20 protein-coding genes and 1 pseudogene are annotated in these 23,117 nt (G+C 59.2%); 6 read left to right on the top strand and 15 right to left on the bottom strand.

The window, feature by feature from the left end; all coding sequences use genetic code 11:
• Nucleotides 1-10: 10 nt before the first annotated feature.
• The 5 genes from GA0061101_RS25720 to GA0061101_RS25700 all read right to left on the bottom strand — a co-directional run bounded on the left by GA0061101_RS25720 (nt 11) and on the right by GA0061101_RS25700 (nt 5,662).
• On the bottom strand, nt 11-1,681 hold the full coding sequence (locus tag GA0061101_RS25720) for an amidohydrolase (RefSeq protein WP_092575598.1): 1,671 nt from the start codon (nt 1,679-1,681) through the stop codon (nt 11-13).
• 95 nt (nt 1,682-1,776) lie between these two features.
• On the bottom strand, nt 1,777-2,799 hold the full coding sequence (locus GA0061101_RS25715; RefSeq protein ID WP_037197813.1) for an extracellular solute-binding protein: 1,023 nt from the start codon (nt 2,797-2,799) through the stop codon (nt 1,777-1,779).
• Nucleotides 2,800-2,825: 26 nt separating this feature from the next.
• A complete protein-coding gene (locus GA0061101_RS25710; protein ID WP_037197814.1) occupies nt 2,826-3,656 on the bottom strand; it encodes an ABC transporter permease in 831 nt (276 codons plus the stop codon).
• Nucleotides 3,649-4,554: an ABC transporter permease gene (locus GA0061101_RS25705; protein WP_037197815.1), complete on the bottom strand. Its 906-nt coding sequence runs from the start codon at nt 4,552-4,554 to the stop codon at nt 3,649-3,651. Before GA0061101_RS25705 ends, GA0061101_RS25710 begins: the two co-directional genes overlap by 8 nt.
• A gap of 4 nt (nt 4,555-4,558) precedes the next feature.
• A complete protein-coding gene (locus GA0061101_RS25700) occupies nt 4,559-5,662 on the bottom strand; it encodes an ABC transporter ATP-binding protein (protein ID WP_092575595.1) in 1,104 nt (367 codons plus the stop codon).
• 373 nt (nt 5,663-6,035) lie between these two features.
• Here GA0061101_RS25700 and GA0061101_RS25695 point away from each other — a divergent pair, with 373 nt between their 5' ends.
• Nucleotides 6,036-6,671, top strand: coding sequence for a TetR/AcrR family transcriptional regulator (locus tag GA0061101_RS25695; protein WP_051963656.1), 636 nt, complete (start codon nt 6,036-6,038; stop codon nt 6,669-6,671).
• Nucleotides 6,672-6,690: 19 nt separating this feature from the next.
• On the opposite strand, the gene GA0061101_RS25690 is transcribed toward GA0061101_RS25695, so the two are convergent.
• The 6 genes from GA0061101_RS25690 to GA0061101_RS25665 form a co-directional block, all read right to left on the bottom strand.
• The gene (locus GA0061101_RS25690; protein ID WP_037197817.1) at nt 6,691-8,121 is read right to left on the bottom strand and encodes an aldehyde dehydrogenase family protein; all 1,431 of its coding nucleotides are present in this window, start codon (nt 8,119-8,121) and stop codon (nt 6,691-6,693) included.
• Between the two features lie 131 nt (nt 8,122-8,252).
• Nucleotides 8,253-9,848 carry a gamma-glutamyltransferase gene (gene ggt / locus GA0061101_RS25685; protein WP_037197818.1) on the bottom strand — a complete coding sequence of 532 codons (1,596 nt, stop codon included), beginning with the start codon at nt 9,846-9,848 and terminating at the stop codon, nt 8,253-8,255.
• A gap of 40 nt (nt 9,849-9,888) precedes the next feature.
• Nucleotides 9,889-10,581, bottom strand: a complete 693-nt coding sequence (locus GA0061101_RS25680) for an ABC transporter permease (RefSeq protein WP_037197820.1) — start codon at nt 10,579-10,581, stop codon at nt 9,889-9,891.
• Nucleotides 10,581-11,291, bottom strand: coding sequence for an ABC transporter permease (locus GA0061101_RS25675; protein WP_037197822.1), 711 nt, complete (start codon nt 11,289-11,291; stop codon nt 10,581-10,583). The genes GA0061101_RS25680 and GA0061101_RS25675 overlap by 1 nt, the downstream gene beginning before the upstream one ends.
• A gap of 107 nt (nt 11,292-11,398) precedes the next feature.
• Nucleotides 11,399-12,250, bottom strand: a complete 852-nt coding sequence (locus tag GA0061101_RS25670) for a lysine/arginine/ornithine ABC transporter substrate-binding protein (RefSeq protein ID WP_037197824.1) — start codon at nt 12,248-12,250, stop codon at nt 11,399-11,401.
• A 90-nt stretch (nt 12,251-12,340) separates the two neighbouring features.
• A complete protein-coding gene (locus GA0061101_RS25665) occupies nt 12,341-13,015 on the bottom strand; it encodes a GntR family transcriptional regulator (protein ID WP_037197825.1) in 675 nt (224 codons plus the stop codon).
• Nucleotides 13,016-13,301: 286 nt separating this feature from the next.
• Here GA0061101_RS25665 and GA0061101_RS25660 point away from each other — a divergent pair, with 286 nt between their 5' ends.
• The 4 genes from GA0061101_RS25660 (at nt 13,302) to GA0061101_RS25645 (ending at nt 17,739) form a co-directional block, all read left to right on the top strand.
• Nucleotides 13,302-14,693: a transaminase gene (locus GA0061101_RS25660; protein ID WP_197072769.1), complete on the top strand. Its 1,392-nt coding sequence runs from the start codon at nt 13,302-13,304 to the stop codon at nt 14,691-14,693.
• 1 nt (nt 14,694) lies between these two features.
• Nucleotides 14,695-16,077, top strand: a complete 1,383-nt coding sequence (locus GA0061101_RS25655) for a glutamine synthetase family protein (RefSeq protein ID WP_037197826.1) — start codon at nt 14,695-14,697, stop codon at nt 16,075-16,077.
• Nucleotides 16,074-16,847: an SDR family NAD(P)-dependent oxidoreductase gene (locus GA0061101_RS25650; RefSeq protein WP_037197827.1), complete on the top strand. Its 774-nt coding sequence runs from the start codon at nt 16,074-16,076 to the stop codon at nt 16,845-16,847. The genes GA0061101_RS25655 and GA0061101_RS25650 overlap by 4 nt, the downstream gene beginning before the upstream one ends.
• Before the next feature lie 130 nt (nt 16,848-16,977).
• Nucleotides 16,978-17,739: a GntR family transcriptional regulator gene (locus GA0061101_RS25645; protein ID WP_051963658.1), complete on the top strand. Its 762-nt coding sequence runs from the start codon at nt 16,978-16,980 to the stop codon at nt 17,737-17,739.
• A 578-nt stretch (nt 17,740-18,317) separates the two neighbouring features.
• On the opposite strand, the pseudogene GA0061101_RS25640 reads toward GA0061101_RS25645, so the two are convergent.
• The 3 genes and pseudogenes from GA0061101_RS25640 to GA0061101_RS25630 all read right to left on the bottom strand — a co-directional run bounded on the left by GA0061101_RS25640 (nt 18,318) and on the right by GA0061101_RS25630 (nt 21,946).
• Nucleotides 18,318-19,018: pseudogene (locus tag GA0061101_RS25640) on the bottom strand (IS6 family transposase).
• 250 nt (nt 19,019-19,268) lie between these two features.
• Nucleotides 19,269-20,579: an NAD(P)/FAD-dependent oxidoreductase gene (locus GA0061101_RS25635; RefSeq protein ID WP_037197828.1), complete on the bottom strand. Its 1,311-nt coding sequence runs from the start codon at nt 20,577-20,579 to the stop codon at nt 19,269-19,271.
• Complete coding sequence (locus GA0061101_RS25630; RefSeq protein ID WP_092575592.1) at nt 20,579-21,946, bottom strand: glutamine synthetase family protein; 1,368 nt, start codon at nt 21,944-21,946, stop codon at nt 20,579-20,581. Before GA0061101_RS25630 ends, GA0061101_RS25635 begins: the two co-directional genes overlap by 1 nt.
• A gap of 97 nt (nt 21,947-22,043) precedes the next feature.
• On the opposite strand from GA0061101_RS25630, the gene GA0061101_RS25625 reads away from it, so the two are divergent.
• A complete protein-coding gene (locus GA0061101_RS25625; protein WP_092575589.1) occupies nt 22,044-22,802 on the top strand; it encodes a glutamine amidotransferase in 759 nt (252 codons plus the stop codon).
• Here GA0061101_RS25625 and GA0061101_RS25620 read toward each other — a convergent pair.
• Nucleotides 22,795-23,117 (bottom strand): IS5/IS1182 family transposase (locus tag GA0061101_RS25620; protein ID WP_047639254.1); only part of this gene is annotated, 323 nt, incomplete at its 5' end. The two genes, GA0061101_RS25625 and GA0061101_RS25620, sit on opposite strands and share 8 nt — an antisense overlap.

The raw sequence follows: 23,117 nt of genomic DNA, 5'->3' as shown, positions 1-23,117 counted from the left end.
CTGACGCGCTTCAGAGAGAGGTGTGCGTGACCCGACCGTCACAGATCGTCAAAGCGGCCTTGAGGCGGGAGACCTCCTCTGGGGCGGTCGCCTCGATATCACCGGACAGCACGACGACGTCGGCGAGATAGCCGGGCTTCAGCACACCTTTTCGGTCCTCCATGAACTCCACCCAGGCGCAGTTCTTTGTATAGCCCTCCAGTAGCTCCGTCAGCGAAAGCCGCTGATCCTTCAGGTCGTCGCGCCATGGCCTGCGCATCAGCGCGCCTTGGATGCAGGCGAGCGGGTCGATGGGCGTGACCGGCCAGTCGGTGCCAAGGACGAGGGTGACGCCGGAATCCTTTATGGTTCGCCATGCGAAGGCGAGCGGCCAGCGCTTTTCGCCGATACGACCGAGATAAGGCTGCAGCGGCAGGTCGCCCGTTCCCGGCGGATGGGTCGGCTGCATCGAGCCGACGACACCGAGCGCCGACAGACGCGGCACGTCATCCGGCTCGATGGTCTCGATATGTTCGATGCGGTGGCGGTTGTCGCGTGCACCATTGAGCGTGCGCGCATGCTCATAGCCGTCCAGCACCTCACGGACTGCGCCGCTGCCGATGGCGTGAACAGCCATCTGGAAGCCAAGGCGATCGGCCTCGACGGCGACCGCATTGAACTGTTCGACCGGGAACAGCAGATCGCCGTTTTCGTCGGGGCGGTCGCCGTAGCCGCCGACCATGACGGCCGTTCCGGACTCTATCACGCCGTCAGCGAACATCTTGACGAAGTCACAGCGCAAACGGTCCGTATTGTAGCGCTCGCGCCAGACGACGGCCTTTTCCTCGATGACGCTGAGCGGCATGAAATTCTTCATGTGGTATGGCATGCGAACACGGACCGGCAGGCCGTCCGTCTTCTCGATCTCGTCGAGAAGCTCAAGCTGGTAGAGGTTGCCATCCATGTTCTGAAACGAGGTGATGCCGAGCGAGGCGCAATAGGCGAGCCCCTTCTTGAGGAGGGCAATATCGCTGGCGCGTTGAGCGTCGGTGACCAAATCCGGGTTGCCGCCGGTGGCGATGCCGAAGCGTTCGCGCCCGCCGGTCGATCCGAGCTCCAGCACGGGTCCCATGGCTTCGCTCTCGCGCAGTTCGCCGGCGGCAAGGCCGTCCGCTCCCATGACGATCTCATTGCCGATGCTCAGTTTCGCACCTTCGAGAATACCGGCGGCCTTGAGTGCAGCGGTGTTGGCCCAGGCCGTATGATAGTCGGGGGAGATGAGCAGCAGCGGCCGGTCGGGCATGATCGCATCGAGCTTGCGGCGATCGGATGGCGTATCGCCGAAGATGAGATAGTCGGCGCCGTTGCCGACGAGAAGCGGCAGGTCCGGGTTTTGCGCAGCATAGGCCGCAATGGCGTTTGTGAGCGCCGCTTCGCCGCGAACGCCCATCAGCGGCAGTTGGATGAGGCTGAGGGAGCCGCCAAAAATATGCATGTGAGATTCGTTGAAACCGGGCACGATCGTCCCGCCGCCCGCATCGATCACGTGCGTGACTGGGCCTGCAAGCTCCATGGCTTCGGCATCCGAGCCGACCTTGACGATCCGGTTGCCGATAATGGCGACGGCTTGAGCGCGCGGCGCGGCATCGTCCATGGTGATGACCTTGCCGTTCCTGATGACGATGTTCGCAGACTGACCCATAGCGTTCTTCCCTTTTAGGTAAATTTGTTATGTAGCGCGCCGGTCTGGCCGGCGCGCTGATGTCCTTTGATGGCGGAATGGCTCCAGACCCAGCGCTACTTGCGCAGGTTGGTCCAGATCTTGTTGTAGAGCTCGATGACTTCGGGGCTGCAGGGCGGCGAGAAAGAGACCTTGAAATTTGCCGGGCGCTGGAGTTCCAGCGCGTTGCCCAGATCCTTATCGAGGAACTTCTCTGAGCCGACGATGCCGTTACTATAGGTCGCGAAGTTGGAAATCATCGCGGCGTTTTCCGGGTCCATGACGAAATTCTGGAAGAGCTTGGCGTTTTCCAGGTTCGTTGCGCCCTTCAGCACGGCAACGTTGTCGACGAAGCCCTCGACACCTTCCTTGGGGAAGCCGAATTGCAGCGTCGGCCGGCTTGCGCGGGCACGATAGGCGGCACCGTCCCAGATCATCGAGGCATCGACATCCTTGGACTGCAACAGCGTCGGGGCATCGTAGCTGAACGTGCGCCAGGAAGGCTTGGCGGCGAGCAGAAGTTCGTTGATCTGCTTTAGCTCAGACTTGTCGGAGGTGCAAAGCTTGAAGCCCTTGTAGTGCTCAGCCGCGTGGATGACGCTTATCATGTCGTCGAGGACGTTGATACGGCCTTTCAGCTCAGCCGGCGGATTGAAGAGAACGCCCCAGGTGTCGAGATCGCCCTTGTAAACAGCAGTGTCGGCTTGCAGGCTAGTGACGCCGATCTGCCACGGAACGGTGTAGTGGCGGCCTTCGTCGTAATAGAGGTTCACAATTTCCGGCTTAATGTTCTTGAAGTTTTCCATCTTGTCGGGCTCGGTAGCCTCAAGAAGTCCTTCCTTCTTCATGATGTCGACGGCGTAGTCGGACGGTATGACGATGTCGTAGCCGGAGCCGCCAGCCTTGACCTTCGCCATCATCGATTCGTTGGTGTCATAGGTGTCGAGCGTAACCTTTACGTCAAACTGCTTCTCGAACTTCTTGATCAGGTCGGCGCTGGTGTAGTTGCCGAAGTTATAGATGTGAAGTTCGCCGGCGGCGAAAGACGTGCTGGTTGTGAGCAGAAGACCCGCGATGGCAAGAGATGACAATTTCTTCATTTCTGTTGTACCCTTCTGGTTGGTTTTTAGTTTTGGTTCTGCTTCATCTTTGTCAGGAGGAAAGAGAGAACAATGAAAGCGATGGAGACGACGAGCAGCGCCGTGCACATGGCGTTGAGTTCGGGCGTCACGATGTTGCGGATGCGAGACCAGATAAAGAGTGGCAGCGTTGTCTCACCGGGACCGGCAATCAGCTGCGTGATCGTGAAATCGTCGAAGGAGACGATGAAGGCGAGCGCTGCGCCAGAAGAAATGCCCGGCAACAGCAGCGGCAGCGTGACATAACGAAACGTTTTCCAGCGATCAGCGTAGAGATCAGCCGCCGCATTTTCCAGCGTCACGTCCATGCCCTCGAGCCGCGCCTTAATCGGCAGGTATACGAAGGGGATGCAGAAGGACGTGTGCGCCAGAACGATCTTCAGAATGCCATAGCTGATGCCGAAGGTCTGCGCGATGAAGGAGAAGAAGGCGAGCAGCGACACGGCGCTGACGATTTCTGGGACGATCAGCGGCGAGGTGATTGCCAGAATGGTAGCAGACTGCCCCCGCCAGCGCTTGACCCGCGTGGTAGCCAGCGCCGCCATCGTGCCAATGATCGTCGACATGATCGTTGCCGCAATGGCGATCGCCACCGACAGGATGGCTGAGTTGAAGAACCCCTCGTTCCGCATCAGCGCCACGTACCAGCGCATGGAGAAGCCCTGCCAGGACGCGCCGATGCTCATGGCATTGTTGAATGAGAAGATGAGGACAACGAGGATCGGCAGATAAAGGCTGACCAGGCAGGTGACAGCGATGAAGCCGAACCCCGTTTGGCGCTTGATGTCGATCTTTCCTGTGGACGCGAAGCTAGCCATGTTTCACCTGTCCCGAGCGACGGATCTGAAAGAGAAGCGCAAGCAAAACGAAGACCATGAGCACGATCGAGAAGGCCGAGCCCAGCGGCCAGTTGCGCGACGAGCCGAATTGGAGCGCGATCAGGTCGCCGATCATCAGGTGGCTGCCGCCACCGAGCAGAAGCGGCGTGACATAGGCCCCGAAGGCGGGCACGAAGACGAGGATGCTGCCGGTAACGATGCCGGGCTTGGCCAGCGGTATGATGATCTGTGTCAGCACCTTGAAACGGCTCGCATAGAGATCGAAGCCCGCCTCGACGAGGCGAAAATCGAACTTTTCCAGCGAGGCATAAATCGGCAGCACCATGAAGGGCAGGAAGCTGTAGACCAGGCCGAGCAGGATGGCGAAGTTCGTGTAGAGCAGCGTGATCGGGCGATCGATGAGGCCGAGATGCATCAGCACCGTATTGATGAGCCCCTCGTCGCGGATAATGAACATGACCGCGATCGTGCGCACCAAGAGGTTCGACCAGAAGGGGATCGTCAGCAGTAAAACCCAGAGATTGCGCTGTTTCGCTGGGCGCGTCGCCATGAAATAGGCGGTTGGGAAGCCGATCAGCACGCAGAAGATCGTCGTCGCCACGCCAAAGACGGCGGTGCGAATGTAGATCTCTAGATAGGACGACGAGAACGTAAGGGTGTCATCGAACATGTCGCGCTGGAAAATCAGAGAGACGTAGGCCTCGAAAGAGAATTTTGGCACGACGCCGCCGTAGTCGCCAGGCGCCATGAAGGAGTATGCGACCACGATCATCAGGGGGATGAAGCCCAGAAGGATCATGATGACGATGGCCGGTGACGAGAGCAGCAGATGACGCCTGGCGTCCTGTTCGTCCTGAGCGGTGGCGATCTCCGACATGGCCTCAGTCCTTCAGGATCTGGGCGACGCGGGGCGGAATGGTTACCCCGATCGTCCGGCCGACGGCAATGCCTTCTTTCGGGCCAGGGCGGTTCTGCTGCCGAATGGTCAGCGCCGTACCGTCGCTCAGGCGGGCGTGGACATGCGTGTCCGTGCCGAAATAGACGATTTGTTCGACGGTCGCGTCCACCGCCTGCGGCGAGCCGGGCGCGACCAGTTCCAGATGCTCAGGGCGCACGACGATGGTGACGGCCCCCGAACTGGCTACCGACTTGGCGGTCAACGCCTCGACGACTGGACCGCAACGCAGCGCCACCGTGCCGACGCCGTCGGCGCTCGACATCAGGTCGCCCTCGAGGAAGTTCGTCTCCCCGATGAAGCCGGCGACAAAGCGGTCGGCGGGATGTTCGTAGATATCAGGCGCCGAGCCGATCTGCAGGACCTTGCCGCCATTCAGGACTGCGATGCGATCAGACATGGTCAGGGCTTCCTCTTGGTCGTGGGTAACGAAGATGAAGGTTATCTCGGTTTCCTGCTGCAGGCGCTTCAACTCGATCTGCATGGATTTGCGAAGCTTCAGGTCAAGGGCCGAAAGCGGCTCGTCGAGAAGCAAAAGCTTCGGTTTCGGGGCGAGCGCGCGGGCCAGCGCAATGCGCTGCTGTTGGCCGCCGGAAAGCTGAGTGACGGAGCGATTGCCGGCATTCTCCAACCGGACCAGACGAAGCATTTCCTCGACTGACGACGATATTTCGGCGGCACTCTTGCCGAGCATTTTGAGGCCAAAACCGATGTTTTCGGCGACCGTCATGTGCGGGAAGAGCGCGTAGTTCTGGAACACCGTGTTGATCGGGCGTTTGTTCGGCGGCAGCATCGAAATGTCTGTGCCGTCCAGCAGGATCTTGTCGTCGCTCGGCGCTTCAAAGCCAGCGAGCATTCGAAGCAGTGTGGTCTTGCCGCAGCCGGAAGGCCCCAGAAGGGTGAAGAACTCGTTCGGACGGATCTCTATGGACACGTCGTCGACGGCGCGGAAATTGCCGAAATCCTTCAGAACACTGAGGATCGAGACAGCACCGCCCTTGGCGGCCCTTAAAGGCGTAATACTGCTCATATTTTAAGAGCCACCCAGTTTGAACTCGGCCGAAAATCCATCGGTTCAGTCTCCCAGTTTCAAGTTTCCATGTTGGGGTCAGAGCGAAAATGATGCAGAAATCCAAAGCCGCGAAGAATATCTCCGCAGTCGACATCAGTCCAAATTGAATACATTGACTTCGCAGAGGACAATCGGCCTGAACGAGCTTCTCGTTAGCGTTCCTGTACGGAGTTATCTGCTGTATTCCGCAGACCGGAATGGCCCGCGAAATTTGTGTTGTTCCCACGCTTGTATTTTAATTAGTGGACGCCACCTACTTTATGGCGTCAACAATTTGTGTCAATAAAATGTTTTACGACGTAAAATATTTTATTGGGGAGGCAGCGAGACATTGGTTCAGAAAGCGACGGCAGGCCTGCGCGAGCGGCAAAAGCAGCAGCGCAGGGATGCAATCATGGAAAGCGCGCGCACTCTTTTTGAACGCCTTGGCATCGAGGAATGCTCGATGGCGATGATCGCCGCGGCGGCCGGCGTTTCGACGCCCACGGTCTTCAACTATTTCGGCAGCCGCGATGAATTGCTGCTGGCGATCATCTTCCAGGGGCACCAGAAAGCAATCGACCATTATCGCACGCACATCCAGCGCCAATCCGACAGCCTCGCGGACGATCTGTGCGAACTTCTGAGCGACCTGACCAAGCGCTCCCTGGAAATTTTCAGCAAATCCGTCTGGCTCTACGCGGAATCGACCGCGATCCGCTACCCTCAGTCCGAATTCGTGCAACGCTACAGCCAGATCGACGCGACACTGATCAGAACGATCAATGAGATGCTGGTCGCACATGCCTGCAGGACGCGGCGCGGCGGCCGTTTTGACGCCGATGCCCTCGCCTCCATCATCTACAACCACTGGCTCAGCCATTATCAGGCCTGCCTGAAGGACGAAACGATGACGCTGGAGACGCATCTGGCGCGGATTCTTCCGGAGATCAGGGGCCTTCTGGACCTGATCTTCGAAAACGCCTGACCGAACGCGTCCCGCCATTTCATTCGGCATATCCGTTGATGCCCTTGATCTCCAGGAAGTCGTCAAGACCAAATTCCCCGTATTCGCGTCCGTTTCCGGATTGTTTCATGCCGCCGAACGGGGCGTAGGTGTCCCAGGCGGGAGAGTTGATGTGGACATTGCCGGCGCGCAGCCTGCGGGCGACGCGTCTGGCACGGTCCCTGTCCGACGAGGATACATAGGCCGCAAGACCGTAGATGCTGTCGTTGGCAATGCGGATCGCGTCGTCCTCGTCCTTGTAGCCGATGAGCGAGAGCACCGGCCCAAAGATCTCCTCGCGCTCGATACGCATGCCGGGCTTGACATCGGCAAAGACGGTCGGGCGTACAAAATATCCGCGATTGAGGTCGTCCGGGCGGCCTTCGCCGCCAGCAACCAGCGTCGCGCCTTCAGCGATGCCTGCGGCAATCATGCCCTGAATCTTATCATACTGCGCCTGGCTCACGACGGGGCCGAGATCGACGCCTTCACGCTCCGCCGGACCGACGACCAGCGAACCGGCCGCTTCTGCAGCAATGGCTGCTGCCGACTGCATGCGTCCTTCCGGCACCAGCATGCGGGTCGGTGCGTTGCAGGACTGGCCCGAATTGTCGAAGCAGTCGAGCGTACCCTGGCGTACGGCCATCACGAAGTCGGCGTCCTCGAGGATGACGTTGGCGGATTTGCCGCCTAGCTCCTGGTGCACACGCTTGACGGTCGCGGCAGCGGCCTTCGCGACGGCGATACCGGCGCGGTTCGATCCCGTTATCGAGATCATGTGAACATCGGGATGCGCGGCCAGCGCCTCACCCGCCGTCGGGCCGTCGCCGTTGAGGAGGTTGAAAACGCCGGCGGGAGCGCCTGCCTCGTGCATGATTTCTGCGAAGACCAGCCCGCTGACCGGGGCGACCTCGGACGGTTTCAATACCATGGTGCAGCCGGCGCCGAGCGCGGGCGCGACCTTGCAGGTGATCTGGTTGAGCGGCCAATTCCACGGCGTGATCATCGCGACGACGCCGACCGCTTCCTTGGCCACCATCGTCTTGCCGACCATGCGCTCGAACCGGTAGTCCTTCATGACGTCAATCATGGTACGTATATGCGCGGCGCCGCTGCTGACCTGATTTTCGAGCGCCATTTTTTTCGGAGCACCCATTTCATGGGAAATTGCCCAGGCGAGATCCTGCGAACGCTTCCGATACACGGACAGAACCGATTTCAGCAGGTCCAGACGCTCTAATGGGCTCGTCAGATAGAAGCCCTCGAAGGCTCGCGAGGCAGCTGCAACGGCGCGATCGACATCGCCCCCGCCCGCCAGCGCAATCGTCGCAAAGGCCTCTTCGATGGAAGGGTCGATGACCTCGAGCAATCCCTGCGGGTCGATCGGATCGACCCAGGCGCCGTCAATGTAGAACTGGCCGAACTTTTTCATCTGGAACTCCTGCGGATATATGAAGTGTCGTTGGGATCGACGATATTCAGGATTTGATCACATTATTTGGTCTTGTTTCGAAGGTGCGCATTCATTGCCGCAGGGCGTCCCCTGAGGGCACCCGTCTCTCTTCAAAGGCCAAGTGCAACCCCGTCCTTGCGTGATTCCGACCCGCCCGTCAGCGTGCCATTTTCCCAGTCGATGCGGATCACCTGCGCGCCACCGATGGGGTCCTCAGTCGGTACGATCTCGAAGCCGCGCGCCTGAAGTTCTGCAATGGTCGCGGCCGGAACGGTCTGCTCCACCTCGATTTTCGGCGCGAGCCCGCTTGCCGGCACTAGGCGTGGCAGGTCGATGGCGTCCTGCATGTCCATGCCATAGTCGAGCACCTTGGAAATCAGATGCGCGTGACCCATGGCCTGGTAGTACCCGCCCATGACGCCGAATGATATTTCAGTCCGACCGTTGCGCGTCACCATGCCCGGGATAATCGTGTGCAGCGGACGCTTTTCCGGCGCCATCATGTTGAGGTGTCCGCGCTTCAACGAGAAACTCTGGCCACGGTTGTGCAGGATGACCCCCGATTTCGGTGCAACGATGCCCGTGCCAAAACTGTCGAAGATCGAGTTGATGAAACTCACCGAATTCCGCTCTGAATCGACCACGGAAATATAGACCGTGTCGCGATGGCGCGGCAGTTCGAACGGCGGCAGATCAGCAATCGCCTGCGTCAGGTCGATCATACTGGCGAGCCGGCCGGCGAACTCGTCGGACAGCATCTCCTCGACCGGTACATCGGACTTGGCGGGGTCCGCCAGCCAGGCATCGCGCGCAGCATAGGCAAGCCGCGTCGCCTCAATTTCGATATGAATGCGGTCGATCGCGTCCGGCGCGCCCGCAGCCTCGAAATGTGACAGGATGTTGAGGATCATCAGCGCGATGATGCCTTGCCCGTTAGGCGGGCATTCATGGATCGTGTAATCCCGGAACGTCGTGGTGACCGGCGTCACGTACTCGCCCCTGGCGGCGGCGAAGTCTTCGAGCGTATGAAGCCCCCCGAGCGCGCGCAGGCGCTCGACTATGTCTTCGGCAACCGGTCCGCGATAAAAGCCGTCGCGACCTTCGGTGGCGATCCTGTCGAAGGTCGCGGCCAACTCCGGCTGGCGATGTATCTCGCCGACGCGCGGCGCGCGGCCCTGCGGCAGGAAGATGCGCGCTGCTGCCTCGTCCGCAGCAAGCAGCCGCTCTTCCTTCACCCAGTCATGATGCACACGCGGCGAAATGGCATAGCCGGTCTCGGCAAAGGTGATGGCGGGCGCGAGAACCTTGGCAAAGGGAAGACGGCCATGATCCGCGTGAAGCCGCGTCCATGCGTCGATGGCCCCGGGGACGGTCACGGAGGAAGGCGACTGGCGTGGTACTTCGGTCAGGCCGCGCTCCTCGAACCAGTCCACCGTCAGGGCTGCCGGTGTACGGCCCGAACCATTATAGGCAATGACGTCGGCTCCGCCCCTCGGCGCGTAAAGCGCAAAGCAGTCGCCGCCAATGCCGGTCGATCCTGGCTCGACAACGCATTGGACGGCGCAGGCGGCAATGGCAGCGTCCATGGCGTTGCCGCCCGCCTGTAGGATGTTGATCGCCGTCAGCGTGGCGGACGGGTGCGATGTCGCAGCCATTGCCCGGGCGGACACAGCCACCGATCGCGTCGGCTTCTCGAAATTGCGCATTGCCTTTAAGTCTCCGTAGTATGCGGTCATGGCGGGTGGTTCAGGCGCGCACGCGGTAATGCGAAAGCCTTGCCTCGAGCAGCGAAAGCGCCCACACGATGAGGAAGTTGAGGGCGAGGTAGATTGCGCCGGCGGCGATGAACACCTCCATGGCGCGATAAGTCTGGGAAATCAGTTCCTGCGCTATGCCGGTCACTTCCGTCAGCGTGATGATGGAGGCAAGCGAGGTGCCCTTCACCATCAGAATAATCTCGTTACTGTAGGCAGGCAGCGCTTGGCGCAGCGCCAGCGGCAGTATCACCAGCCGCAAAGCCAACATGCGCGACAGACCCAACGCCGAGGCCGCTTCCGAAAGCCCACGCGGGACATTGCGGATAGCACCACGTAGGATCTCGCTGCCATAGGCCGCGGTGTTCAGCGTCAGCGCCAGGATTGCGCACCAATAGGGCTCGCGGAACAATGACCAGAGCCCGACCGATTGCAGGGTCGGGCGGAATTGGCCGAGCCCGTAATAAATGAGGAATATTTGCACCAGGAGCGGTGTACCGCGAAAGATTGCGACGAATGTCCGGATCGGCCAGACCACGACCGGCCATTTACCCTGCTGAGCCAGCGCGAGAAGAAGAGCGAGGACGAAGCCGAGGAGGACCGAGGAGCCGGCCAGTTCCAGCGTCAGCGGCAGGCCGGAAAGGAGGGTGGGGATGATTTCGAATAAGAAGCCGGGATCGATCATCAATGGATAACCCCGCGCGAGGCGTTGACCTCAGCCCGTCCGAAGATAAGGCCCGTGAGGCCGGCAATGGCGAAATAAAGCGCCGCGGCAGCGCAATAGAACAAGAAAGGCTCGCGGGTCGAGCCCGCGCCGATCTGCGACTGGCGCATCAGTTCGACAAGTCCGATGACGGAAATCAGAGCCGAATCCTTTAGGACAAGCTGCCAGACGTTACCAAGACCGGGAATTGCGTGGCGCAGCAGTTGCGGCAAGATCACGAGGCGGAGCATCTGGATGCGCGTCAGCGCAAGCGCCTTGGCGGCGTCGAACTGGCCGCGCTCGACCGCGAGATACGCGCCTCGATAGACCTCAGCCTGATAGGCACCCGAAATGAAGCCGATCGTCACGATCCCGGTGGCAAGCGCCGGCAGGCCAGTGAAGCCCTTCGCGCCGAAGAGACGGCCGAACGCCGTCAGCGCGACGCTGCCGCCATAGTAGAAGAGATAGATGGTCAGGAGATCCGGCACGCCGCGGAACACGATCCCGTAGGCAGACGCGATGCCCCGCGGAAAGCGCATGGTGGAGAGCCGGCCGGCTGCTGCCATCCCACCGAAGACGATCCCGAGCGCAAAACCTGCCGCGGAAAGGAGCAGGGTGATGGCGGCGGCCTCAAGCAGCGCCGCACCCCAGCCTCCGGTTCCAAGACCGAGCAGATTGAATTTATCGAACATGAGGGCTCAAAACCTGTAACTCGGCTGGGCACGACGGAGGCGCCGCGAGATCGCTTTGTGAAAGATGGGTGGGATCGAATGACCTCGGCCACCCGATCCCGCGCGGCTCACTTCACCGGCGTGACGTCGGTATGGACCCACTTTTCGGAGATGCGCTTGGTCGTGCCGTCGGCAATCGCGGCATCGATAGCCGTATTGAACATGTCCTTCAGCGCCTTGTCTTCCTTGCGCAGCCCTGCCCCGGTTCCAAGGCCGAAGATGCCGCCGACAAAGCCGGGACCGGCGATCGTGTAGTCGGCAAATTCCGGCTTGGCGAGCGTGGCGGCGAGCGCCGTCTGCTGAGCAAAAATAGCATCGACGCGGCCGGCAGCCAAATCGAGATCGTGCTGTTCCGTCGTCTTGTATTCGCGAATCTGGACGGTATCGCCGAAATACTTCTTCAGGAATTCGAGGTTAGTCGTGCCAGACTGCACGCCGACGACCTTGCCCTTGAGCAACGGCTTCAGCTTCTCAATCGCTGCCATTGCGGCGGCCTCGTCCTCCAGCTTGAACTTCTCTTTGGAGATGCCAAGCTTGCCGAGGTCGCTGTCCTTGGCGATTGCAAAGCCCGAAGGGTCCACCGCATAGGGCTGGGTGAAGTCAATGGTTTCCAGGCGCTTCGGCGTGATGAACATGCTTGCCATGATCACGTCGAACTTGCCCACCGTCAGCGAGGGGATGAGGCCGTCCCAGTTCTGCGCGATGATGGTACACTTGATCTTCATGCGAGCGCAGAGATCGTTGGCGAGGTCGATCTCAAGCCCGTCGAGCTTACCGTCGGCGGTGGTAAAGTTCCACGGCGCATAGGCACCTTCGGTGGCAATAGTAATGGCTTTCGGCGCATCCGCCGCCATTGAAAGCGGCGCGGATATGATTGTCATGAAGGCAGCCGCAATTGCGGCCATACGACGAAATGTCATGGCTTTTCCCTTTTTGTTATGCCGCATTAGCGGCGTTCCCCGTCCTTGCCGGATGTCCCTCCGGCTTCGGACAATTTGACCAACCGGCAATCAGCGCCGGCTGGGACTTGCGAAATCGGCAAGCAGCGGCGCCGTGAAGAGAACGTGTTCCTGCATAACCCTTTCGGCCTTGGCGCTATCGCCCGACTTCAGCGCATCGATGAGATTCTGATGCTCCTCGCGCGCCGAAAGCGGCTTGTCGATATAATCGAACCAGATACGCATGTAGGGCTCGATGGCAACGTGAAGCGCGGCAATCTGGCGGATGAGCTTCGGTCGCCCACTCATCCCATAGAGATAGGCGTGAAACTCCTGGTGGCGCAGCACCCAGTCGCTGCTTCCGGCCTCGCCCGCGCGTTCCATGCGCAGGAGGAGCCGGTCCAGATCCTCGAAGCTCTCCAGCGTCAGACGCGGCATGACGATGCGGACTGCAAGACCCTCAAGTACAGAGCGGATTTCGAAAGTCTCGTTGAGCTCGTCGAGCGTGAGTCCCGCCACCACACAGCCCCGATTGGGCCGCAGCGTCACGAGACCATCGGCAGCCAGGCGTCGAAAGGCTTCACGAACCGGCATGCGGCTCATTCCGATTTCGGTAGCGATCTCTTCGGGGATCAGGCGGTCCCCCGGCTTGTAGCGGCCGAAGCGCAGGGCCTGCTGGAGATACGCATAAGCCTCCTCCTCGGCCGTTGAGGCGACATGTGTGGTGGATGCAGATGAAATCGCCATTGTCGCTCGCTGGATTTTTGTATCCACTTATCCAAACACCGAGTTTGAAGGCCGTCAAGGGGTTTTTGGCTTCTCGCAAATTTTCTTTACCTACCATTTCCGACAAGGCTGCATAGGTACAACGTGATCACAATAATAAAAGGAGATTTTCTCACCACCAAACGCTTCACCAAGAAAAGTACGTATCATAACGCGATAATTTGCACCTTCGTGAATGTCTCATTGACACGATAGCGCCATCGCTTCTAGATGTGATCACAATGATCACTTCGAAAGGTTCTCACAAGTGCCGAGCATCTTACCTAGCGGACCACTAGACTCCGCTTCCCTTCTCACCGCTGCGAGGCGAATTCTTGCCGAAGAAACGTCGATCTTCGCGAGCCAGCGGTCGCGTAGCAAAGAGATTTTCGCCGCGGCATCGTCGGGATTTTTCAACCAAGTCCCGCAGTACTGGATGCGGGACTGGCCAATGCCGTTTCCAATTGTGATATCCAAGGCTGCCGGGAGCGAAGTTTGGGACATTGATGGCAATCGCGCGATTGATTTCTGCCTGGGAGACAGCGGTGCGATGTTCGGGCACGGACCGCAGCCGATTTTGAACGTGCTGGCAGGCGCTGGCGCCCTGGGTCTTACGACTATGTTGCCCTCCAGAGACTTGGATGCCGTTGGCCGCCTTTTGCGCAGCACATTCGGCATGTCAATGTGGCAGGTCACGACGACAGCAAGTGACGCCAACCGCTTTGCCTTTCGGGTGGCGCGTGCGGTGACTGGCAGGAAAAAGATCCTGGTATTCGATGGTTGCTATCATGGCGCGGCCGACGAAGCGCTGGTGGACCTCGTCGACGGGCAGACGGTCCCTCGCAATGGCCTACTTGGCCAGACGGTGAATCTCGCCGAAACGACTGTCTGTATTCCTTTCAACGATGTTCCCGCTCTCGAAGCAGCGTTGAAAGGTAGTGACATCGCTTGCGTCGTGGCGGAGCCCGTAATGACCAATTGCGGTATGATTCTCCCACTTCCCGGGTTTCATAAAGCCCTGCGGGATCTTACTCGCTCTACAGGGACGCTGCTGCAGATCGACGAAACGCATACGGTTTCGACCGGATTTGGCGGATACACGAAAGTGCATGGTCTCGAACCAGATATTTTTGTCGTCGGAAAGCCCGTCGGTGGCGGTATTCCCGTCGCGGTATGGGGCATGACGGACGATGTGGCGAGCCGGTTTGAAGCCGTACGCGCGGCGAGTACGGGCACGGGCCACTCAGGCATAGGCACGACGCTCTCGGGCAGCGCTTTGCAACTTGCCTGCCTCAGAGCTTGCCTCGAAGAGGTCATGACAGCCGAGGCTTACCACAGAATGAACCGCCTTGCTGATGCCGTCGAGCGAGGCTTCTCCGCGGCCATCAAACACTACGAATTACCGTGGCACGTCGGCCGCGTCGGCGCCCGGCTCGAAGTTGTGTTCGCGCCACATCCCCTGCAGAACGCCTGTGAAGCACGCGCCGCGGCCAATCCGGTGATCCAGAAGGCGTTGCATACGGCATTCCTCAATCTGGGATATTTGGTCACCCCCTTCCACAATATGGTTCTTGTGGCGCCGACGACCAGCGAAGAGCATGTCGCTGGCCTTGTCGCCAGCTTTGAGAAAGTTCTCGATCGTATGACAAAGGCTGTATGAAATGACCGGAACACGTCCACTCAATGCGGCACCTGTCGAGGAAGCCGAAGCGTTCCTGGAGCGACACCAAGACATCGCAGCCTTTGACCTCGTGCTCATTGATCCGAACGGGGTTGCGCGCGGCAAGATTATCCGCCGCCATGAACTCTTGCCACTGTTCCGTTCCGGCCGGCATCTGCCCGGCTCCATTTTGGGGCTGGATGTTACCGGCGCCGATGTCGATGAGACCGGTTTGACCTGGGACGATGGAGACGCCGACAGGATTGCATGGCCGATCGCCGGTTCACTTGTCACCTTGCCTTGGACGTCACCCGAACGCGGCGAAGTTCGTGTCATGCTGTATGAGCTGGACGGATCTGCGATGGGTGCCGATCCCCGGCAGGCTCTGGTGCGCCAGATCGAGCGGTTTGAGGCTAAAAATCTGTTCCCAGTGTTAGCCTTCGAACTGGAATTCTATCTTCTCGACGCCGAAAAAGATGCTCTTGGAAAACCTAAGGCAGCACGTCTGCCTCTCTCGGGAACAGCATCAAGTGGCAACCACGTCTACAGCGTTGCCGTGCTGGATCAGTTCGAGCCGTTTATCGATGCGCTTTACCGCGCCGCCGCCGTCCAAAACCTGCCTGTTGAAACAATCATCTCCGAATACGCTCCCGGCCAGTATGAGCTCACTCTGCGTCACCAGCCCCAAGGCCTGCGGGCGGCAGACGACCTCGTGATGCTCAAGCGCCTCGTTCGAGGTCTCGCGCTCCGACATGGCATGCGCGCCAACTTCATGGCCAAGCCCTTCGCGCATCGCTCCGGCTCCGGTATGCATCTTCACGCCAGTCTTGCGGACCCGTTGGGCAGCAATCTCTTCGCCGACGTGCAAGATGATCTCGCGCCGATGCTGCGCCACGCCATCGGTGGCTTGCAGCGGACCATGGCGGATTCGATGCTGATGTTTGCACCCAATCTGAATTCCTGGCGTCGCTTTTCGCGCAACAGCTATGCACCGACGTCGCCGACCTGGGGGCGCAACAACCGGAGCGTTGCCATCAGGGTGCCTGCGGGCAGCCCAGCCAACCGCCACCTTGAACATCGTTCCGCCGGCGTCGACGCCAACCCTTATTTGGTTGCTGCGACCGTGCTTGCCGGAATGTACGAGGGGATTGATAACCGGATCGAGCCAGACGCAGAATCGTCCACCTACAGCGACGACGCCGGAAAGTTGCTGCCATGCGACTGGCGCGAGGCGATCGACCAGGCTGCTGAATCCGAATTCCTGAAGGACGCTCTCGGCGAACGCATGGCCTCGGTCTTCATTGCGTTGAAGCGTGTGGAACACCGCTTCTTTTCCGCCGAGGTGACAGACGAAGAGTTTGCCTATTACGGCGACGTCATATGACGGCGAGCGAAGGCGACTTTCGCTCGGCTCTGGTGACCGGCGCGGGAGGGCCCCATGGCATAGGCTTTGCCATCGCCCGCAAGCTTGCACAGAAAGGTCTCGCCGTTTGCATCACCGGCGCCAGCGAACGAATTCATCTGCGGGCTGAGGAACTGCGGGCACAAGGCTTTGACGTCATAGCCCAAGTTGCAGATCTCACCAAGGCCGAGGAGGTCATGCGCCTGCGAAAACTGGTAGGGCCGGTTGACGTTCTGGTGAACAATGCCGGCATGGGATCCACGGCGGCGCCAGCCGTGCAACGCGAATTCCTGGCGCTGAGTGAGGCCGATTGGGACATCGGAATTGACGTCACCCTCAAGACCGCGTTTCTTGTCACGCGCGCCTTTCTGGAGGCAATGGTCGAAAGGCGGCGCGGACGTATCGTGAATATCGCCTCCGTGACTGGCCCGCTGGTTTCCAATCCGGGAGAGGCTGCCTATTCGGTGGCAAAGGCGGGGATGGTGGGGCTCACCCATGCCCTGGCGCTCGAAGTTGCCCCTTACGGAGTGACCGTGAATGCAGTCGCCCCCGGCTGGATCGAGACAGGTTCATCAACCGAGGAAGAGCAGGTCGCTGCCCGGTACACGCCTCTGGGACGCGCTGGAACCCCGGATGAAGTCGCTGCCGCCGCCGTCTTTCTTGCTTCTGGCGAAGCGAGCTACATCAACGGCGCGATGCTGGTTGTCGATGGCGGCAACATCCTGCAGGAGCGCAAGGTCCAACTGGCTTGAACCTCTTTCCAAGGCGGTGAGCGGAATTGCGGACTGAACACCCAGAACCAGATGGGTTTCGATTGGTCATTTGGCAATCCTTGCAAGGCAGTTGCAACGACGCACTGGTTGTCGCGCACTGGATTGTGCTATGGCGTCGCGTCTTACGCGGCAGATGGCCCTCCTGCCTCCAAGAGGAACGGCAAGGCTTGACCACATCGCAGCGGGGTCGTGCGGCGGCGGTATCAAGGCGTATGAAATAATGAGAGAACTATCGACCCAACAGCAACAGGTTTATCAGGCGCTTCGCGAGCAGCTTATTTCTGGCCGATTTTCTCCCGGCACGAGCGTCAGCCTACGGGGCCTAAGCAAGAGTATGGGTGTCGGGCTTATGCCTGTCCGTGAAGCGATTACCCGGCTCGGCGGCGAGCGCGCTCTGGAGGTGCGTCGTAACGGCCGGGTCTGCATTCCCGAGCTGACTCGCCGACGTTTCGAAGAGCTTATGCATGCCCGGCTGCAGCTGGAACCCCTTTGCGCACGTTTGGCGCTTCCCTATGTGACGCTCGAGACTATTGGGGTGATGGAGGCCTGCGATTCGCGCATGAACCAAAGCTATGGAGCCAAGGACGCAGACGCCTACATGCGCGAAAACTATCAATTTCACTTCGAATTGTACCGAGCTGGGGGGTCCGAAGTCATTGTCGCTCTGCTGGAAAGCATTTGGATGCAGTTTGGTCCGTTCATGCGCAGCGTTTATGAAATGAGCGAAACGACATCCATTGTCGATAAGCACCAGATGACGCTAGAAGCCATTCGCCGAAGGGATGCCGAAGCCCTGGGCGTGGCGATCAAAGCCGATATCCTTGACGCCATTCACCTGTTGAAGCAAACGCTTGGAAACGACACACTATAAGGTTAGCCGCGCAGCCGCACATTAGGATGTGAACCGCCATGCCCACAGCAAACACCTAAATGGGCCTGCCTCGGTAATCGAGCCGGATTGTGGTTCTCCCTCGGAATGAGGATGTTGAACAGGATGCGTGGGCTTTCTGCCGCGTCTTGCGTGGCGGGTCTCACCCGCCGGCGCATCGCGCCATTCGCCATCAATGAAGAGTTCGGCATCGGAGTGATAGTGCATGGGGACTCCTTATCTACGATAGGATCATGGATGACCAACCACACCGGAAGCGCGGCACGCTGGTCAAAGCAGGCAGTTGAAATCAACGCGATTTCACAAACGTAGCTATTTCCACACTTGTCCTTGCGCGCGCGATTTCTGCATCATCGGCATTGCTCGCCCCGCTCTTGATCCCATCTGGCAAACTCTGACCGCGCGTTGCGACAAGCGCGCGGATGAAGTCGGCGGTAAATTCGGGATTTGACTGCGAGGTGAGCGCCGCATCGCCGTAACGCAGCACGACATAGGGACAAGCGGCATCGTAAAGTTAACAGCCGAGTAGCAAGCGGATGATGGGTGGCGGCAGACATCGCTCATGCGTGAGCGATTTTCGTCCATAAGTTCATCGCCGCGGCACGCAGTTCGCGGTGATGGCTGGAGGGGATGTCGTGGCGCGGGATGTGGAACAGGTTGGCAATTGGATCATGGATGGAGACAAAGCGTTGCAGATGCCGCTTCGATTTGAAGCGCTTCATGATCCGCTCTCACCGCCGGACTGGTGGGTGGGAATTCTCCGCCCGATTGTTCAGGCCCTTGTGGAAGCGATGCTTGACACCGAGCATGATCTCCTGCTTTGCAGCGCCGTAGGATCGAAGCTTGTCCGTGATCATCACACGCGGCGCCCGGATGTGGCTCTTCAGGAGCTTGCGCAGCAGGCGCTTGGCCGCTTTGGCATTGCGGCAGCTTTGCACGAGAACGTCCAGGACGAAGCCGTCTTGATCCACGGCGCGCCACAGCCAGTGCTTCTTGCCCCGGATCTCGATGACTACCTCATCGAGGTGGCGCTTGTCGCCAAACTTGCCTGTTGAAGGCCGGCGGATCTCCTTGGCAAAAGTAGGGCCGAATTTTCCACCCACAATGAGACCGTCTGATGCGAGACAATGATCCCGCGAGCAGCCAGCATATCCTCGACCATCCGCAGGTTGAGAGGGGACCGGAAACAAAGCCACACCGTGTGGGCGATGATTTCCGCGGGAAAGCGATGACGGCGATAAAGCAGATCACCGTTCGTCATGACCTGTAATTGCACATCGAATTCCAAGTTCCGTTAACTTTACGATGCCGCCCCAGCCGTTCCGCGACGCTGGATTGGCTATAACTTCGGAATGCTTTCTTGGCAGCGGCCACCGCCAGATCGATATCTCTAGCATTTCGCTCTGCGTGGTGGGCTCGACTCATTTTCCGTCAATATAGAATTTCCATTTGTCGAGCATTCGATCCTCCAATCCCTGCCATTGCGGCCAGCAGCTCCAGCGAAGCGCTGGTTACCACCCGACTGCATCCCTTAACGAGTACCACCAAGAACCAATTGTAGAGTATTGGGCGCGAAGCAAGCGCCCGCCCGGGAACGGATACCAGGGCAGTTTCTCGAAGATGTCGAAGCGCGACGCATCACCGTCGATCGCCTCAGCGAGCGTGCGGCCGAAAAGATGCGACCCGGTGACGCCATGGCCACTGCAGCCATGGGCGAAGTAAGTGCTTGGACCGATGCGCCCCATCTGCGGCACGCGTGTGAAGGAGAGCGCGAAGTTGCCGCTCCAGGCGTAGTCGATCTTCACGCCTTTGAGCTGTGGAAAGACCTTTTCGAGGTTGGGCCGCAGCTTCGCTACAACGTCGGCGGGATCGGTGCCGCCATAGACGGTACCACCACCGAAAATCATCCGCTTGTCGGCGGAAAGACGAAAATAGTCGAGGATGTAGCGAACGTCTTCCACACACATGTCGCTTGGGATCAGCGAGTTGGCAAGTTGTTCGCCGAGCGGTGCCGTGCTTATCATCTGGGTGGAGACCGGCATGACGCGCGACACGAGTTTCGGCACCGCGTCGCCGAGATAGGCATTTCCGCAAAGGACGACGATGGGAGCCGAGACCTCGCCGCCTTCGGTGTAGACAGTCGGCCGCTCTGCAACGTGATCGACGCGTATAACCGGCGAACCTTCGTAGATCGTGCCACCAATGCTCTCGAAGGCGCGCGCCTCGCCGAGCACCAGATTGAGCGGATGCATGTGACCGCCAGTTGTGTCGAGCATACCGCCGCAATAGGCGTCCGAGTTGACGAGCTTGCGAAGCGCCCCCCTGTCAAGAAACTGGTGATCGTCCATGCCGTACTTGCGCCAGAGCGCCTGCTTGGCTTCAAGCTCCTTCATATGCGCTGACGTATAAGCAGCGTAGATGTTGCCCGGCTTCAGGTCGCACTCGATTTGGTACTCGCTGACGAGACGGCGTATGATTTTGCCGCCCTCCTGCACTAGGCCGCCGATGAAACGGGCTGTGTCCTCGCCGTAGCGGCACTGGATGGTCGCGAGACTGGCGTTGAGGCCGTTGACAATCTGACCACCGTTGCGGCCCGAGGCCCCCCAGCCAACCTGAGCACCTTCTATGACGACGACCTTGTAGCCCTTCTCTGCGAGATGGATTGCCGTCGACAGGCCGGAATAGCCCGCCCCGACGACGCAAACGTCGGTCTTTATCCGGCCTTGCAGCCGAACCGGCGTGCGGCTGATGTTGCGAGAGGCGGCATAGTAGCTGGTCGGATAGCTGCCGTCGCCAGCATAGGATTTGTGTTTCTTAAGCATTAGACGATTTCCAGATAGGCGCCAAATTCATAATCCGTAACCTGCTCGGCAAAGCCCGCGATCTCTTGACGTTTGCAGGCAATCAGCATGGAACGGAGCAGCGGGTCGAAGACCTCGGCGGCAATCGATCCTGCCTCAAAGGCATCGACCGCTTGCCCCCATTCGGCAGGGATTTTGGGGAGTTTATCCATGGAGTAAGTGTGGCCCTCAACTGGTTCGGGCGGCTGCCACTTGTTGCGAATCCCGACGAGTGCCGCGCCCAGAATCGCAGCAATGACAAGATAGGGATTTGAATCGGCGCCAGCGACGCGGTGCTCGATACGACGCGCCACTGGATTGCCCCCGGGTATGCGGATCGCCGACGTACGGTTCTCATAGCCCCACGATATTGCGGTCGGTGCTAGCGTATCCGGCCTCAGCCGACGATAGGAATTAAAATGCGGCGCAAAGACGAGCGTCGTCTCGGCCATACCACGCAGCAGGCCTGCCACAGCATGCTTCATGGTCGACGAGCCCTGCTCTGTACCGTCGTTGAAGATGTTGTTCCCTTTCTCATCGAGCAGACTGAAATGGACATGCATCCCGCTTCCCGAACGCGTGCCGTAGGGCTTTGCCATGAACGTTGCGGCAAGCCCGTGTTTGCGAGCCACACCCTTTACAATGCGCTTGAAGAACACCGCATCGTCGGCCGCCTTCAGCGGGTCGTCAGTGTGCAGCAGGTTGATCTCGAATTGACCGATCCCATTCTCGGCAATTGCCGCGTCCGCAGGCACGTTTTGTCGGGCGCATTCCTCGTAGACTGATGAAAAGAAGTCTCCAAAATCGTCGAGTTCATCGATTGACAGAATTGCATCTGAATCGAGCCGCTTACCTGTATATGGCGAGATTGGTGGAACAGCGCTGTCGGGTTCCGGATCGATAAGGTAAAACTCCATCTCCGTCGCCACCACTGGACGAAGATTCAGCTTCTGATATTCCCGCACGATTGCCGCCAGTGCTTGGCGCGGGTCGGCAAGGAACGGCTTACCGTCTTCTTGTTGCAGCCACAGCGGCACGAGTGCACTCGGCCGAGAAGTCCAGTTGACTGGCAGCACACCGCGTCCGGTGACGCCGCAGATACCATCGTGATCGCCGGTCGCGCGAACCTCCTCGTTACCGATTATGTCTTCGCCCCAAACATCGACGCCGACGATCGAAAGCGGCATGCGGATGCCACCGCCCAAAACCTTTGATGCTTGCTCAACCGGAAGCCTTTTGCCACGCATGATGCCGTTCAAGTCGCAGATGACGGCCTGAATGCTTTCGATCGGACCATTTTTCTCCAGCCATTCGTGAAACGCGGGCGGACTCGCCTCGTACGACGACATATATCAATTCCCTTATTGTGATCACATTTGCACTTACTTGACATCATTATGTCTGTTCCGTCAAGCTGAGCGCTCACAACAATTCAGGAATTTGCATATGCTCGCAGACGGTCCCGACCTCATCCTTATTCAGACAGGCACCCCTCCGGATGAAATCCGCATTCCGCTGGGCGACTTGCCCGACTGGTATTGCCATGCCCTCGGCAGAGCGACAGACAGCATTGAGGTCGTACGTGTATTCGACGGCGACGGGCTGCCGAAACCCGATCCAAGCCGGATTGCTGTCATTACGGGATCGTGGTCCATGGTGACCGACCGCGAACCCTGGAGTGAAGCTACAGCTGCATGGATCCGCGATGCGATGGCGCTAGAGATGCCGCTTTTTGGCGTATGCTACGGACATCAACTCATGGCGCATGCACTTGGCGGGCGAGTGGAATATCATCCTCAGGGCCGCGAAATCGGGTGCCATACAATACGCCTGCTGCCGGACGCGCCGGTGGACGTGCTGCTAAGCGGTTTGCCTCAGCAATTCCAGGCACATCTGACCCACATGCAGACGATCATCGATCTGCCCCCGGGTGCGTATTCTCTCGCGGCATCAGATCATGATCCCCACCAAATTGTTCGATTTGGCCCTCGAGCGATATCAGCCCAATTTCATCCGGAGTTCACGTCGGAAACTTCTTCGGCAATTATCAAGTTCAGGGCCGATGCTCTCCGCCAGGAAGGAAAAGACCCAGACGAACTGCTTGATGCCGTGCGAGAGGCACCTGAGGCAGCAGGACTACTTCGCAAGTTTGTCCAAACAAATTGTCTCCGCATCGCAAGCACAACCGCGCTGAGGTCTAGGTGACCGACTCATAAGATCGGAGCCAAATTCGAATTGAGGCTAGCTGGACGGATGCGAGGAAGTTGTCGTCGCGTTTGTCGTATCGGGTTGCGACTGCTCTGAAGTGTTTGAGTTTGTTGAAGAACCGCTCGACCGCGTTGCGCTGTTTGTAGAGCCATGGGCTGAAGACGGGAATATTGACCCTGTTTGGCATAGGGCGAATACATCCCCATGCGCCACGGGTTTTGAGGTTTTGGCGCAACGCGTCGCTGTCGTAGGCACGATCAGCCAGCAGGATATTTCCGGCCCGAACAGTCTCGAACATATCGGCAGCCGAAC

It is taken from the genome of Martinezella lusitana, assembly GCF_900094565.1.
Classification (GTDB): Bacteria; Pseudomonadota; Alphaproteobacteria; order Rhizobiales; family Rhizobiaceae; genus Rhizobium; species Rhizobium lusitanum.
Note: the sequence above shows the minus strand (reverse complement) of the source record. Positions and strands in the feature narration are given on the sequence as shown.

Bases quoted from the DNA above. Each gene is read 5' to 3' on its own strand.
- GA0061101_RS25670 (WP_037197824.1), bottom strand. From the start codon at position 12,250: ATGACATTTCGTCGTATGGCCGCAATTGCGGCTGCCTTCATGACAATC.
- GA0061101_RS25720 (WP_092575598.1), bottom strand. From the start codon at position 1,681: ATGGGTCAGTCTGCGAACATCGTCATCAGGAACGGCAAGGTCATCACC.
- GA0061101_RS25625 (WP_092575589.1), top strand. From the start codon at position 22,044: ATGCTCGCAGACGGTCCCGACCTCATCCTTATTCAGACAGGCACCCCT.
- GA0061101_RS25665 (WP_037197825.1), bottom strand. From the start codon at position 13,015: ATGGCGATTTCATCTGCATCCACCACACATGTCGCCTCAACGGCCGAG.
- GA0061101_RS25690 (WP_037197817.1), bottom strand. From the start codon at position 8,121: ATGAAAAAGTTCGGCCAGTTCTACATTGACGGCGCCTGGGTCGATCCG.
- GA0061101_RS25645 (WP_051963658.1), top strand. From the start codon at position 16,978: ATGGCGTCGCGTCTTACGCGGCAGATGGCCCTCCTGCCTCCAAGAGGA.
- GA0061101_RS25705 (WP_037197815.1), bottom strand. From the start codon at position 4,554: ATGTCGGAGATCGCCACCGCTCAGGACGAACAGGACGCCAGGCGTCAT.
- GA0061101_RS25635 (WP_037197828.1), bottom strand. From the start codon at position 20,579: ATGCTTAAGAAACACAAATCCTATGCTGGCGACGGCAGCTATCCGACC.
- GA0061101_RS25680 (WP_037197820.1), bottom strand. From the start codon at position 10,581: ATGATCGATCCCGGCTTCTTATTCGAAATCATCCCCACCCTCCTTTCC.
- GA0061101_RS25715 (WP_037197813.1), bottom strand. From the start codon at position 2,799: ATGAAGAAATTGTCATCTCTTGCCATCGCGGGTCTTCTGCTCACAACC.
- GA0061101_RS25630 (WP_092575592.1), bottom strand. From the start codon at position 21,946: ATGTCGTCGTACGAGGCGAGTCCGCCCGCGTTTCACGAATGGCTGGAG.
- GA0061101_RS25700 (WP_092575595.1), bottom strand. From the start codon at position 5,662: ATGAGCAGTATTACGCCTTTAAGGGCCGCCAAGGGCGGTGCTGTCTCG.
- GA0061101_RS25650 (WP_037197827.1), top strand. From the start codon at position 16,074: ATGACGGCGAGCGAAGGCGACTTTCGCTCGGCTCTGGTGACCGGCGCG.
- GA0061101_RS25675 (WP_037197822.1), bottom strand. From the start codon at position 11,291: ATGTTCGATAAATTCAATCTGCTCGGTCTTGGAACCGGAGGCTGGGGT.
- GA0061101_RS25655 (WP_037197826.1), top strand. From the start codon at position 14,695: ATGACCGGAACACGTCCACTCAATGCGGCACCTGTCGAGGAAGCCGAA.
- GA0061101_RS25710 (WP_037197814.1), bottom strand. From the start codon at position 3,656: ATGGCTAGCTTCGCGTCCACAGGAAAGATCGACATCAAGCGCCAAACG.
- ggt (WP_037197818.1), bottom strand. From the start codon at position 9,848: ATGCGCAATTTCGAGAAGCCGACGCGATCGGTGGCTGTGTCCGCCCGG.